Here is a 12,724-nt window from a genome sequence, read left to right on the forward strand (position 1 = left end):
GCGTTTCGTCGAATGCTTTGAAAACCGATAGACTAGATGGCGATAACAGAGGGGGAGCCGAGTATGCCCAGCAAGAAGAAGCCCGCCGCCGCGACCACGGCATTTCAGATCAAGGTTCAGATCATCGGCATCGAGCCGGAAATCTGGCGCCGCATCATTGTTCCGGCCACGCTGACGCTGCGGGAGCTTCATGCGGTCCTTCAAGGCGCCATGGGCTGGCAGGACTACCACCTGCACATGTTCGAAATCGACGGAAAGCGTTTCGAGGTGCCGGAAGATGACAGGATCGGGCCGGAGGACGGCTATGCGGACGAGCGGAAGCAAACGCTGGCGAAAATCCTTACGAAGGGAATGGAGTTCCTCTACATCTACGATTTCGGCGACAACTGGAAGCACCTTGTCACGGTCGAGGATATCGCCGCTCCCGCCTCTGTGCGCCATTTCTCGCCGCGCTGCATCGCCGGAGAGCGCGCCTGTCCGCCGGAGGACTGCGGCGGCGTCTATCGCTATCCTGAGTTTCTGGACGCGCTGGCCGATCCCGACCACCCGGAACACCGGGACATCGTGGATTGGGCAGGCGGCTTCGACCCGGGGGTCTTCAGCTTGTCGCAGGCAAACGCGCTGATTGGGGCTCTGTGTGCGTTGTACCGGGAGCGCGGCTGGGGCTTTGACGCGGCGTGATGTTGCTTGAGGCGCTCAGGCCCGGCGTCTCGCTGAGCAGAAGTAACAAAGATTGACATTATTGGACATCGTGCCTATCCTTTTGCTTGGAGAGGTATGGGCCGATGAACGTCTCGCTGACATCGAAGCTGGAAGAGTTCGTCCGACGCAAGGTCGCGTCCGGGCTGTACAGCAATGCCAGCGAGGTGATCCGCGAAGGGTTGCGCCTCCTTGTCGAACGGGATGGCGCTTCAGAGGTAGCCCAGCACGCCCGCCCGCCTCGCAAGGAGGAGCTTCATGCGCAACTCGCGGCGCTGGAAGGGCCGCTCCGCGAGAAGGGGATCACGTCTCTTGCGCTGTTCGGGTCGGTGGTCCGCGGGGATGCGCGGCCTGACAGCGATATCGACGTCCTGGTCGATGTCGATCCGAAGGCCCGCTTCAGTCTCGTAGATCTCGTGTCCGTCCAGAACCTCCTCGAAGAACGCATCGGCCGCAAGGTCGATGTCGTGACACGGCAGGGTATCGAGCCAACCATCAGAGACCGCGTGTTCAACGAAGCCGAAAGCGTCTTCTGATGGCGAAAGACCCGAAGCTTTACGCCGACCATCTTCTCGAAGCGATCGCCAATATCGAGGAGGATATCGCCGGACATGATTTCGACAGCTTCCGGTCCGACAGGCGAGCCAAGCAGCTCGTCGAGCGCAATCTCGAAATCATCTCCGAAGCGAGCCGCCGCCTTCCCGATCGGCTCAAGGCCAAGGAGAATGAGATCGAGTGGAAGGCGATCGCCGGAATCGGGAACATCCTGCGTCACGATTACCACGACAGCCATCCGGTCATCTTGTGGGAAACCTGCAAGAAAGACTTGGCCCGTCTCAAGGCTGCCGTCATTCGCATCCGTCGCGAACTCGCGCGAGAGAAATCGCGGGACAGGGACTTGAGTCTCTGAGGCGACTTATTCGTAGGCGAACATCTGCTGGAGCAGGTCGGCGACCTCGCGGCAACGTGGCTCCGGCAGGCGCCCGAGATGCTTGGCAAGGCGCGCCTTGTCCACTGTCCGTATCTGGTCGAGCACGACCTGTCCCTTCTTCCGTTGGAAGGTGACATCGACGCGGGTCGGGTAGTCACGCCGCACGGAGGTCATGGGGGCGATGATGACCGTGCGGATGTGCCGGTTCATCTCGTCCGGCGAAATGACCAGGCACGGTCGCGTCTTTTGGATCTCCGAGCCCAGCGTCGGGTCGAGGTTCACCAGATACACATCATAGCGTCGGACATCGGCTACCACTCCCATTCCTCCTTATCCCAGTCATGCTCCATCGTGTCGGGGACAAGCGGGGTGTCGTCCTTGGCTGCGGCCATCCTCGCGAACGCGCCGTCCCAGCCATCTCTGGTGCGACGGGCGGGCGCCAGCACGACGATGCCGTGCTCGACGCGCATCTCGATCTGGTCGCCGAAGCCGCATTCCTTGATGACCGAGCTGGGAATCCGCACGCCCTTGGAATTGCCGATCGGGATCAGGTTCACTTTCATGGCCAAGCCCTCCTATGTAATTACAATGTAATTACTTCAGCCGGGAATGTCAATGGTTCGCCCTGTCCAGCGGCGACGGGGGCAGCCGGTCGCCGGTCCAGAACGGGATGGCGTTCCGGCGGTCGTGCCAGCCGATGGCGAAGCCGATGTGTGCCTCCCCGGCGGTAGTCACCACCTTGGCGAGGCAGCGCCGGTAATCCCCAATGGCGCCGCGCCGCAGCTCGGTTGCGTCAAAGAGGCCAAGAACGGCTTGGCCACCCTGCTCTTCGAGCGCCTCGCGCACCTGATCGAGCGAACGCGCCTCGTCGCATCGCGGCAACTCCATCGCGCTCCCATGGGCGTCGCGGTGCAGGAACACGGCGAGCGGGATGGCCCAGGCCGTGGCAACGAGCAGGCCGAGGAAGGCATACCCGCCGATATCGTGATTGAACGGCTTCATCATTTCATCCTTTCGTTATTTCATCATGTCGGCGGAGATGAGCGCGCCGGGGTCGTCCTCCGCCGCTTCCATCCGCCACGGCGTCCAGCGGCCCTTGAAGGCGCGCTCCTCGAAATAGCGGAGCTTCTGCGCCAGGATCGGCCGGCAGCCCTGCACGAACAGGAGCTGGCAGCTCTCTGGCAGCAGCATGATTTCGGACGGCGCCAGCAGCGGGCGACCGATCTCGCTCTGATGCTCGCTGTAGGTCGAGGCGAAGGTGAGGAACGGCAGCCGTCCGCTCTTGCCGCCGCTGGTGACGGGGATCGTGCGCTTGCCAAGCATAGCGGAGAGGAGTTGCGCCGTGTCGCTGTCCTGCACGTTGAAAGCTTGCCGCACCGCGCAGTTGGCGATCATCGAGCGCCATTTACGGTAGGTGCTCTGGAGCTGGTCGAGGTCCTGAACGAACAGCCACAGATGCGCGCCGTAGCCCGCGAGGTAGCCGATCCCGTCCTCGATTGGCCGCATCGAGCCGAGCGTCGGCAGCTCGTCCAGCAGGAACAGCACCGGATGCCGTGGCACACGCTTGTTGCGCGTCATGGCGGCCGTGGTCAGCCCGACCATGAGCCGCAGGAAGGGCTGGTAGACTGTCGCGTATTCCGGCGGAACGATCAGGAAGATCGACATGACGCCGTTCTTCAGGTCTTCGAGCCGGAAGGTCGAATGGTTGGTGATCGCCGCGAGCTGAGGGCTGTCGAACACCGCCGTGCGCGTCTGAGCCGTCGAGACGACGGCCGACCGCTCCTTTGGCTCCTTCTGCGAGAAGCCGTCAGCGATGCGCTGGACGATGGGGTGCTTGCTGTCGCCCATGTGGGCGAGCACGGCGTCGAACTTCTCGCGCGAGCGCATCAGGAGAACGCGGAGTTCGCGCAGGTTGCGCCGGTGCGGCGGCATGTCGAGGGCGATATGGAGCAGCAGGCCGGTGACCAGCACCCGTGCCTCTTGCTCCCAGTGGTTTGGTTCATGCCCTTCGGGCGCGATGACCATTTCCGCGATCAGCCGCGCGTCGTCCACGTCGTTGACGGTGCCGGCGCGGATAAACTCGACCGCGTTGTAGGAAGCGCTCTCGATGCCGGGATCGAAGGGCGCGAAGGCGTGCACCGGCCCGAGCGTGCCGCGATGGCGGGCGGTGATGCGGTAGTTCTCGCCCTTGATGTCGGTCACCACCACCGAGCCCGGATGATCGAGCAGGTTGGGGATGACGACACCGATGCCCTTACCCGAGCGCGTCGGCGCGAAGGTGAGGAGGTGGCCAGGTTTGCCGAAACGGATAAACCGTCCGCCCTTCTTGCCCAGGATCACGCCGCGAGAGCGCAAGCCTGCGCTGCGGATGTCACCTGTCGTCGCAAATGCCGCCGAGCCATGCGCGTCGGACGGCTTTCGAGACAGACGATAGGCGAAAAAGAGGATCGCCGCGAAGGCCGCGGCTCCCGTCGTGCCCAGCACCACCAGCCGGTCGGCGCCGATGGTCAGATTGTCGATGATGGTCCAGATGAGCGCTGCGATGAGCAGGCAGATTGGCAGCTCGACGAGGACAAGCCTGACGAGACGCCACAGAAGACATAAATGCCCCATGGTGCATTCCCTTGGTAGTTGACTTTGCCAAGGGTTTATGGGGCGGCGAAAAATTACTTTGGCTGACGTGTGGAAATTGTTTGCGATCGGAGCAATAATGGAAGTGTTGCCGGCTCCGTTCGTCGCATTCCCAGTTGACGACTTTGCCAAATGAGGAGTCGGCAACGCCTTCCTGATACAAATATTGGCATCGATGGTTTGCAGGAAAACCTGTCAACCCTTACAGCTTGAATTTCCGGAAGAAATACCTATATGGCGATTTCGTTATTTCTTCATCCGCGCCGCTGTTTCACCAAATCGAAGCCCTCCTTCAGCAAGTCCAGCATCGAGACGCCGTGCACCGCCGCATAGGCTTTGAACTCGCGGTGAAACTCGGGGCTGACCTTGAAGTTGAGCGGCTTCAGGGCGCCGGCCTCAGCACGATCGAGGTTGTGGACGACCTGAACCGGAGCGGGCGGCAGCCCCTTGCTCGTCCGCTGAGGTGGAAGAATCTTCGTCATCTCAGGCGGCCTCCCTGTTGCTGCGCGCCTGCATCAGCTCGGCGATCTCCTGGGCGATGGCTTCCGCCCGCTCGTTGAGCGACGGGAAGCGCGTTTCCGTCGGCGCGCGGCCTTCGTCGCTGGCGCGGCGGAACCCGGTCTTCTCGGGCAGGACGTGGACCAGAGAACGGTAGCCCGCCTGCCGCACATAGGCGCTGGCCTCGGCAAGTTCGCCTTCGCTGTCGCCGACGCGGCAGAAGGCCACGACGATCTTCTCGGCCGGTATCCCTTTCCGGGTCAGCTCATGCGCCAGCAGGACGGTCGGTTCGAGGTCGTCCAGGGCAAGTCCAGTGGGCAGCACGACGAGAGTGCTCGCTTCGGCGATATGAAGTGTGCCCATCGTCGCGTGCGGCGGGCCGTCGAGGATCATCAGATCATAGCCTGTCGCCGCCTTCACGGCCTGGCCGACGGTGCCGAAGCGCTCGACCGCGACCACCGGCTCGACCGCGCGCTGAAGACGCCGTGCCTGCCAGCTGAAGCTGGTGCCTTGTTGGATATCGAGGTCCGCGATCTTCACGTTCCAACCGGCAAGCGCGTACTCGCGGGCGATGAGCCGCGCCAGCGTGCTTTTGCCGACGCCACCTTTCTGAGAGACGATTCCAATGAAGAGAGTCATGTCCGATCTTTCTTGTTGTTTTTGTTGAAAGGACGAATTGAGGAAATCATGACATATGGAAATCGTTATTTCACGCACTTTCGCTGACGCGCATAAGTATTTGCAAAATACAGTACTTGGAGGAGCCACGCATTCGGCCAACCGTCATCGCCTTCCTTGACCAGATACGCCATGTCGAGGATGTGGCGTCCCTCGAAGCAGCATTCTCGAAGGCGCTCTGGGACCTCGGATTCCGGGAATGGGCCTACCAGGTCATTCGCACTGATGCTCTGCCGGACGAGAAGCCGCTCATCCTCACAACCTTCTCCGATGCCTGGTACAACCACTACATCGACAACGGCTATCACCGCATCGATCCGGTGATCCAGAATGGACCGTTGCAGGTCGCGCCCTTTACATGGAGCGCCATGTCATTCGGCATCGAACCGTCGCAGGAACAACGGCGCCTGTTCGCAGAAGCCACCGAGTTCGGGGTCGGGGAAGGCGTCGGCATCCCAATCCATGGCGCGCGAGGGGCGCTTGCGATGGCGTCCATGGTTTCCGACCACGGCGCGAACGGTCTGGACCGACTGATGTCAACCGTCGGGCAGGATGTGCATCTGCTTTCGCTGGCCTTCCACAATCATGCCCGCGAGCTGCTCGCGCTCGGCCGCATGGGGCGCATCACCGTCAGCCTGACGCCGCGCGAGCGGGAATGCCTGCTCTGGACCGCTGCCGGGAAATCCGCCTGGCAGACCGCGCAGATACTCGGGATATCGGAGCGCACGGTCTATTTCCACCTCGCCAACGTCCGCGCCAAGATGGGCGTGGCGAACGTCTATCACGCCGTGATGAAGGCGATCATGGAAGGCATCATCACTCCCTGAAAGCGCTTTACTCGCCAGTAACCTGTGGAGGTTGACAGGATGGCAGGCGCGTCTTTCTCTGGCTCAATGCTCCCAAACACATTGGGAGGAAAGCCATTGCTTCACATCATAACGAAAGAGAATGCACACCTGCACTGGGATGCGCTCGCATCCATGCACCAGCTTCGCCGCGCGGTCTTCAGCGAGCGGCTTGGTTGGAGCGTCACTGTTGTCAACGGGTTGGAGATCGACCAGTTCGACCTGCCCGAGGCGCATTATTTGGTTCACTACGCCGCCGACGGCCGCGTGAACGCCTGCACCCGGCTTCTGCCGACGACCTGCCCCTACCTTCTGGCCGACGTGTTCCCGGAGCTGGTGGACGGCGAGCCACCCCGCGCGCCTGACATATGGGAGAGCACCCGCTTCTGTGCAGACCAGGCCACAGCGCCGGCGAACATCGCCGCAATCCTGATGGCGGGCATGCTGGAGTTTGGGCTGTTCACCGGTTTGCGCGGCTATGTGTCGGTATCCGACATCCGCATGGAGCCCATCATGCGCCGCGCCGGCTGGAATCCCGTTCGCCTAGGTGGAACGATGGAGACCGGCACGGACACTGCGGCTGCCGAATGGCTGGAGGTGTCTCTGGCCTACCTCGGGCGGGTCCGCGAGCGGGCTGGCTCCGCCGCGCCGATCATCGCCAACCTGGACGAGATCGATCAGGGGAGGATTGCGGCATGACATACGACACCGAATGGCCGGCGTCGCCGCCACAGGCCGGCGAACGGCCCTCCCGCATCGAAGCCGACAGGCTGGCCTGGTGCATACGCTATCTGGCGGATGAGGCGCGACGGAGTGGTTTCGACGAAACCGCAGCGGCTCTGGAGGCAGTAGAAATGCCTCGCAACAACGATCGTTGTTGAGGGTATGATCCTTCTGAGAAGGACGGAACCAGTTGTCGCCCTTCTTTCCTTCCCGATAATCGTCGCGAAATGGGAACCAATAAGGAGATGTGTTGATTGACCCAATTTACTTTGGAAGTCCTGCAAGCCATCAATGATTGGCAACGTGGTGGCGATCACAAGCAGAAGGTCAGGAGAGGTGCGAAGCTCCAGGATGTCGCTCTGACGCTGCCAGAGCGATTCCGTATCTTCTCCGGGCCTTGCTATCGGCAGGAGGCTCACGAAAAGGATCGTGTTTGGCAGCTCCTGGCGGAGAATGCCTTGCCAGAAACGATCGCTTCCTGGACGTCCGACCTTTCCACTGCAAAGGCATTTAAAGGTGGAGTTCCGCCAGAGGGGCTTCAAGGCGTAATCTTCGAGATCGTGCCACCAGCGGATAGTGTCGTTCTCAACCTTGTCGAGATTTATGCAGATTCGGCATTCTTGGCGGCCGTTGACACGCACAAAGGTGAGATAGTTGGATTTGGTAGCGGTATTGGACAATATGGGGGATCACAGAATGAGGTGGTACTCGAACTCAAGAACCTCAATTCAGTAACAATCTACAGTTATGGCGGATATGCAAGCAATCGTGAGATGCTTGCCAAGGAATATTTTGGCCACGAACCGTCCCCTGAAGAGCTTGCCCAGTTCGACGGACTATGTCTGAGAGCCAAAATCTCTGAGCGTGGCGATTGGTGGCTTTCGCCAGATGGGACAAAAAATGTCCTTGCCAGAATGGAGCCACACATCGAGAACCTGCGGCGGTTAAGGCACTGATAGAGCGGCGCCCGACAGGTTCCTTCATCACCACATCCGTGAAGCGATGTGGTGCTCTTCATCCCCCACGGCCGCCGCGTAGATCGCTGTGGTGCTGAGCTGGGCATGGCCCAGCCACTTCTGCACCATGTTGAGTGGGATGCCGGCCGAGACGGCCGCCACCCCAAACCCGTGTCGGAGTCCCTTCGGGCTCGCCTGCGGGCCGGCGCCGATGCCGGCGGTGTCCATCACCGCTTTCACCTGCCGCCAAGCGGTGGGCCGGCTCATGCTCCATAGGCGAACGCTGCGTCCGCCGCTACGCCGCTGCTGGATTTGGCGAATGCCATGCACCAGGTCGAGGGCGTCGAGTAAGGCCGGCGGCACGGGCACGCCGCGGTACACGCCCTTGCGTCGCTTCTTTAGGCTCTCGAACACGATCAGCCTGCCGGCAAGATCGACGCGATCGGCCGTCAGCGCGAGCGCCTCGGAGATGCGGCAGCCGGTGAAGGCGAGCACACCGCATAGCGTCCGCACGTCGCGCGGTGCGCGCTCCGCCGCTTTGAGAAACGCCTCCCGTTCATCGGCCGTCAGATACTTCCGCTGGCCATCCTGATCAAACAGTTGTCCTGACATCGGTTTCATTTCGATTGTTCAAAGCGGCGGCGAGCCGAAGCTCAGCCGCCCGTTATCTGCCCGCACGCGCAGCGGTCATCCCGCAGCCTGCAACAGAATTACTCATACTGTTTCAGCGGCAGATTTTGGTGCGGTGGCGCACCTTTGACCCCGTCAGTTCGGCGTCAGCTCACATTTTTCGATGCTCAACATAAGAAAAAAGTGAGATAATCCATAATATTGACAGTATGAGTAATATTGTTTCAAGCAAAATGAGGAGAATGGCGATGGATGTTATAGGTATTCATGGTGGCTTTCCACCAACGCACGCTGGCACGAGCGTCTTTCGCCCCTATGTCCTCACGGTTGGCCTGCTGGTCGGTTTGATGGCATCAGAGGGTTTCGCCCAACAAGAGTTGCAGCGCGCCGGTCGAAATCCCAGTGCTGAGCTCAGCGCCGAAGCGCTCGCAAGCTCAAACGCAGAAATATCAAATCTAAATCAACTCAGCGAGGCGCTGGAGCGCCGACAACGAGACCTTGAAATAATTGATGAAGAAATAGCGCGGATTGAAGAGTTTATAGCTGGATACGAGCCCCAAGTCGAAACTATTTGGCTGCCAAACACCGATTTGGTGGCTTTGGATTTCGGCAATGGCGGTGACGGCGGCGGTGACGGCGGTGGCGGCGGCGGCGGCGGCGGCGATGATGGTGGCGGGGGGGACTGTTTCTGCAGCGGCACATTAGTGACGATGGCTGACGGTTATGAGAAGGAAATTGAGAGCATCAGAGTTGGTGAGCAGGTGCTTGGTCGCAGCGGATCGGTCAATACCGTGCTGGACACGCCGACATTCCCTGTTGGGCAACGAACCCTCTATCTGATCAATCAAAAATTGCGTTTGACGCCGGAACACCCACTCCTGACCGACCAAGGCTGGAAGAGCCTCGACCCCGAAAGCACGCGGCGCGTCAATCCAGACACACCTGTTACCCGGTTGGAAGTAGGTGATCGGCTGATGACTCTGCACGGGCAAGAACCCGTCAAATCCATCGCGATCCTGTCCGGCTACGACGAAGACGTGGTCTACAGCCTGTTGGTCTCTGGCGATGGTACCTACATTGCAGAAGGCTATGTTGTGCATCACAACTTTCGGACCGATGCCACGGCTCGGGTGAGTGCGCGCGCCGTGCAAGCCGGGATAGGGGAGCGGTAAGTCATGCAGCGCTTAAGTGCTTTGGCGCTGATGTGTGCCGCAGTCCTCTTGGTTCAGCAGGCAGCAGCCGACAGCCGCGGCGAGCAAACCGTTCGTACCGGCGGGGAGATGTCGCTTGTCGCAGAACAGAACACAGCAACGATGCTCGCCGTCACGCTCTCTGGCGCATTGGATGCCACGGAGCGCAAAATTCAGGAGCGGACACGCCGACTGCATGAATTGCAAGAGCAAGTGCGCAACTTACAAACAATCCGTATCGAAGTGAGGTGCTGTCAGTGATTGCTGTATTTCATGTGACTTTTGGGATCATCTTCACCGGAATTTTGATTGCTCCCGCCAGTGCGCAGACCGGCGTTCGGCAACAGACAGGAAACGCTGCGCTTACTCACATCGCCCGCGAGGCGAACAACCAACTGGAGCCCAAGGTGCGGGCGCAAAAGGACCACTTCGTCGAAGCCGATCAACTTATCGACCAAATATACGAGCAATTACGTGAAAAGTACGCGCTCAGCGCTACTCCTCTTGTTATCCCAGCACGACAACAACAACTTGAAACACCAAGAGAAGAATGAAAATCGTAATCCGTTTCTTGTATTTTATGGCTGCGCTTATCAGTCCATCAGCAGGTTTCACCGCTGAGAAGTTCTTTTCATCTCCGACGAACCAGAATCGCCAAGTGCTCTACGTCGCGTCTGAGGATGTTGTGATATGGCCGCACCAACGCGACACCAAAGTCGTCCTTTTTGCCTTCATCCCCTTCGGGGAAGACGCAGCCGACGTTTTCTTCACGCAGGTTGCTCCCAAAGCCATTTCTGCCGGTGCCGGTATCGTTGTCAGACCTAAAACGCTGACCGAGCAGACGTGGCAGCTCTTCGCCTTGGCGGCTTGTTTGCCGGAAGATAGGCGCTATGTGTTTCTGCGCGCCGCGGCAAGCAAGTCACGGTCATGGGAAAAGGCGCGCTCGGTACATTCATATTTGAGACCGGAACTGGACAAAGCCGGCCTGAAGCAAAGTGAGATCGCTTCATGCTTGGGCAACACCAAGCTGCGGGAGGAAATGGTCACCCGACAGAAGATTGCGGAAGGCCGTCTGTTCCGGCCGGTGCCAATGCCTAACCTCCATCTCTATTTGAACGAGCACTACTTTCCGGGTCTTGTTGACGAGCCGGTGCTGACCGAAACCCTGTTGCGTGCGATCAGAAAGGCCAATGGTCGACCCAGAGCCGTATCTGCGATCGCTGAGGCGCTTGCGCCTACGGTTGGCGAGATCACTATCGGTGACCCCGCTGCACCGCTGCACATCGTGAGATACGACACACCTGAGTTTCCAGCAGCAGGCATTTTTTTCAACGATGTATTTCCGCACCTGAAGAGTAACTATATAGATACAGGTAAGGTGCGCTTCACGCTGCGTCCCTATACGTGGTTTCAGAATGGCAATGAGGTTGCCGCGGCTGTTCTGTGCGCATCAGACGACCCGATTGTCCAGTTTCGCCTTTTCGCCTTAGCGGCTGCGACGTCAAAGCATTGGCAGTCAGCAAGCGGATTCTGGAACTATCGCCGAGATGGACTGACGATGCTGCTTAAAGAGGCCCAAAAAGAGTTGCACATTGATCCGGCCCGTGTGTTGGCGTGCGCTTCTGGTTCTGATGCAAGGCGCATGCTCAGCCTCCTTAAGGAGACCGCCAACGAGACATTCGATTACTTTTATTCGCCGACAACATTTATCGGCACGACCGAGCATCTGATCAACTATAACTGGCCGGCTCTTCGTGCCGTAATCGATAAGGAGCTATCACGGATTGAGCATGGAGTGGTTTCCGATGAGCCGTCCGCTAGGTAAACAAACATCGGCAAATGTAATTCGTACATTGGGCCGCCGGAGGCGTAATATCGACTTTAGCAATTTTGGCTCTTATTGCATTGAAGTCAATCAATGTGAAAACGACCGTTTTCGCAACACCAATTGTGCAGACGCTAACCTGCGGTCTTCCGAATTGCGAAAATCGATCGCAAAATAGAGCGCAATTGCAATACGTTTGGGAGGATTCGTTGATTGCTGCTCGGCTACGCTCGCGTTTCCAAATCTGATGGGCAGGATGTTGCTGCCCAGGTTGCTGCCCTTCGGGATGCCGGTTGCGGACGCATCTTCGAGGAAACCGCATCCGGCGGCCGATGGGATCGGCCCGAGCTCCAGCGTCTTCTGGAGCAACTCCGTCCCAATGATATCGTTGTCGTCTGGAAGCTCGACCGCGTCTCGCGCTCACTCCGAGACCTGCTGTTCATCATGGAGAAGATCGACCGTGCGGGTGCTGCATTCCGCTCGCTCACGGAAGCGATCGACACCACCACGGCCAGCGGCCGGATGACGATGCAGATGCTTGGCAGCGTCGCAGAGTTCGAGCGGGAAATGATCCGCGAACGCACACGGGCCGGGTTGGAGCGCGCCCGACGGGAAGGGCGCCGAGGCGGACGGCGGCCCAAGCTCTCGGAACGTCAGCGTCGCGAGATCATACATATGGTGCGGGTGCGGGGAGAGTTGGCGGCGGACGCAGCCCGTCTCTTCCACGTTCACCCGTCCACCGTCGCCCGTGTGCTCGCCCAAGAACCTGAACGAGAAAGCGGCCAGTAGGGTTTCTCCGTAGCTTCTACCGCGCAGACCCGATGTCCGTTGAACGCAACCTGGAGATTGGGGTTCCCCTTCGGGCTGGCAATTTGTGTATCCGTTGGTTACACTGGCCGCCATGAAGGATGTCGGCCTCCGGATTCGAGTCCAGCGGGAGCTACGCGATCAGTTCCTAGAGGTGTGCCGCGCTCAGGATAAGCCGGCTGCCCAGGTTCTGCGCGAGTTCATGCGGGGGTATGTCGCTGAGCACAGTGACGAACGGTCAGAAGGCGATGCGCCGAATAAGAGAGGCCCTCGTCGTAGAGGCCACAAGAGCAATGCGATGTAAACGAGAA

The 12,724-nt window shown here is 59.7% G+C and carries 20 protein-coding genes; 13 read left to right on the plus strand and 7 right to left on the minus strand.

What is annotated here, in order from left to right; translation table 11 throughout:
* Positions 1 to 63 precede the first annotated feature (63 nt).
* From BOQ54_RS03215 to BOQ54_RS03230, 3 genes are all read left to right on the plus strand, one after another.
* Positions 64 to 681 (plus strand): plasmid pRiA4b ORF-3 family protein, encoded by a 618-nt coding sequence (locus tag BOQ54_RS03215; RefSeq protein ID WP_071923252.1) that lies wholly within the window; start codon positions 64 to 66, stop codon positions 679 to 681.
* Positions 682 to 785: 104 nt separating this feature from the next.
* Entirely contained in the window at positions 786 to 1,235 is a 450-nt protein-coding gene (locus BOQ54_RS20180; RefSeq protein WP_083585887.1) for a type II toxin-antitoxin system ParD family antitoxin, read from the plus strand.
* Entirely contained in the window at positions 1,235 to 1,609 is a 375-nt protein-coding gene (locus BOQ54_RS03230; RefSeq protein WP_071923253.1) for a HepT-like ribonuclease domain-containing protein, read from the plus strand. Before BOQ54_RS20180 ends, BOQ54_RS03230 begins: the two co-directional genes overlap by 1 nt.
* A 6-nt stretch (positions 1,610 to 1,615) precedes the next feature.
* Here the strand turns inward: BOQ54_RS03230 and BOQ54_RS03235 are convergent, their stop codons facing one another.
* From BOQ54_RS03235 to BOQ54_RS03260, 6 genes are all read right to left on the minus strand, one after another.
* Complete coding sequence (locus tag BOQ54_RS03235; protein WP_245316278.1) at positions 1,616 to 1,948, minus strand: type II toxin-antitoxin system PemK/MazF family toxin; 333 nt, start codon at positions 1,946 to 1,948, stop codon at positions 1,616 to 1,618.
* Positions 1,942 to 2,193 (minus strand): AbrB/MazE/SpoVT family DNA-binding domain-containing protein, encoded by a 252-nt coding sequence (locus BOQ54_RS03240; RefSeq protein ID WP_071923255.1) that lies wholly within the window; start codon positions 2,191 to 2,193, stop codon positions 1,942 to 1,944. Before BOQ54_RS03240 ends, BOQ54_RS03235 begins: the two co-directional genes overlap by 7 nt.
* 49 nt (positions 2,194 to 2,242) lie before the next feature.
* A complete protein-coding gene (locus tag BOQ54_RS03245) occupies positions 2,243 to 2,635 on the minus strand; it encodes a hypothetical protein (protein ID WP_210187190.1) in 393 nt (130 codons plus the stop codon).
* Positions 2,636 to 2,647: 12 nt separating this feature from the next.
* Positions 2,648 to 4,393, minus strand: a complete 1,746-nt coding sequence (locus BOQ54_RS03250; RefSeq protein ID WP_210187191.1) for a type IV secretory system conjugative DNA transfer family protein — start codon at positions 4,391 to 4,393, stop codon at positions 2,648 to 2,650.
* A gap of 122 nt (positions 4,394 to 4,515) precedes the next feature.
* Entirely contained in the window at positions 4,516 to 4,743 is a 228-nt protein-coding gene (locus BOQ54_RS03255; protein ID WP_071923258.1) for a hypothetical protein, read from the minus strand.
* Position 4,744: 1 nt separating this feature from the next.
* Positions 4,745 to 5,398, minus strand: coding sequence for a ParA family protein (locus BOQ54_RS03260; RefSeq protein WP_071923259.1), 654 nt, complete (start codon positions 5,396 to 5,398; stop codon positions 4,745 to 4,747).
* 116 nt (positions 5,399 to 5,514) lie between these two features.
* On the opposite strand from BOQ54_RS03260, the gene BOQ54_RS03265 reads away from it, so the two are divergent.
* The 4 genes from BOQ54_RS03265 to BOQ54_RS19635 all read left to right on the plus strand — a co-directional run bounded on the left by BOQ54_RS03265 (position 5,515) and on the right by BOQ54_RS19635 (position 7,961).
* Positions 5,515 to 6,264, plus strand: a complete 750-nt coding sequence (locus BOQ54_RS03265) for a helix-turn-helix transcriptional regulator (protein WP_071923260.1) — start codon at positions 5,515 to 5,517, stop codon at positions 6,262 to 6,264.
* Positions 6,265 to 6,360: 96 nt separating this feature from the next.
* Positions 6,361 to 6,981 carry an acyl-homoserine-lactone synthase gene (locus BOQ54_RS03270; RefSeq protein WP_210187192.1) on the plus strand — a complete coding sequence of 207 codons (621 nt, stop codon included), beginning with the start codon at positions 6,361 to 6,363 and terminating at the stop codon, positions 6,979 to 6,981.
* Positions 6,978 to 7,163 (plus strand): hypothetical protein, encoded by a 186-nt coding sequence (locus BOQ54_RS19630; protein WP_145979716.1) that lies wholly within the window; start codon positions 6,978 to 6,980, stop codon positions 7,161 to 7,163. Before BOQ54_RS03270 ends, BOQ54_RS19630 begins: the two co-directional genes overlap by 4 nt.
* Positions 7,164 to 7,259: 96 nt before the next feature.
* Positions 7,260 to 7,961: a hypothetical protein gene (locus BOQ54_RS19635; protein ID WP_145979717.1), complete on the plus strand. Its 702-nt coding sequence runs from the start codon at positions 7,260 to 7,262 to the stop codon at positions 7,959 to 7,961.
* Between the two features lie 27 nt (positions 7,962 to 7,988).
* Here the strand turns inward: BOQ54_RS19635 and BOQ54_RS03275 are convergent, their stop codons facing one another.
* The gene (locus BOQ54_RS03275; protein ID WP_071923261.1) at positions 7,989 to 8,582 is read right to left on the minus strand and encodes a tyrosine-type recombinase/integrase; all 594 of its coding nucleotides are present in this window, start codon (positions 8,580 to 8,582) and stop codon (positions 7,989 to 7,991) included.
* A 218-nt stretch (positions 8,583 to 8,800) separates the two neighbouring features.
* Here BOQ54_RS03275 and BOQ54_RS19405 point away from each other — a divergent pair, with 218 nt between their 5' ends.
* From BOQ54_RS19405 to BOQ54_RS20185, 6 genes are all read left to right on the plus strand, one after another.
* The gene (locus BOQ54_RS19405; protein WP_083585888.1) at positions 8,801 to 9,763 is read left to right on the plus strand and encodes a Hint domain-containing protein; all 963 of its coding nucleotides are present in this window, start codon (positions 8,801 to 8,803) and stop codon (positions 9,761 to 9,763) included.
* 3 nt (positions 9,764 to 9,766) lie between these two features.
* Positions 9,767 to 10,042, plus strand: a complete 276-nt coding sequence (locus tag BOQ54_RS03290; RefSeq protein WP_071923264.1) for a hypothetical protein — start codon at positions 9,767 to 9,769, stop codon at positions 10,040 to 10,042.
* Positions 10,039 to 10,335, plus strand: coding sequence for a hypothetical protein (locus BOQ54_RS19640; protein WP_145979718.1), 297 nt, complete (start codon positions 10,039 to 10,041; stop codon positions 10,333 to 10,335). Before BOQ54_RS03290 ends, BOQ54_RS19640 begins: the two co-directional genes overlap by 4 nt.
* Positions 10,332 to 11,606 carry a thioredoxin domain-containing protein gene (locus tag BOQ54_RS03295; protein ID WP_083585889.1) on the plus strand — a complete coding sequence of 425 codons (1,275 nt, stop codon included), beginning with the start codon at positions 10,332 to 10,334 and terminating at the stop codon, positions 11,604 to 11,606. The genes BOQ54_RS19640 and BOQ54_RS03295 overlap by 4 nt, the downstream gene beginning before the upstream one ends.
* Positions 11,607 to 11,819: 213 nt before the next feature.
* A complete protein-coding gene (locus BOQ54_RS03300; protein WP_071923266.1) occupies positions 11,820 to 12,395 on the plus strand; it encodes a recombinase family protein in 576 nt (191 codons plus the stop codon).
* Positions 12,396 to 12,507: 112 nt separating this feature from the next.
* Entirely contained in the window at positions 12,508 to 12,717 is a 210-nt protein-coding gene (locus BOQ54_RS20185; RefSeq protein ID WP_071924384.1) for a hypothetical protein, read from the plus strand.
* The last annotated feature ends 7 nt before the right edge of the window (positions 12,718 to 12,724 follow it).

This window comes from Chelatococcus daeguensis, from assembly GCF_001887265.1.
Lineage (GTDB): Bacteria > Pseudomonadota > Alphaproteobacteria > Rhizobiales > Beijerinckiaceae > Chelatococcus_A > Chelatococcus_A sambhunathii.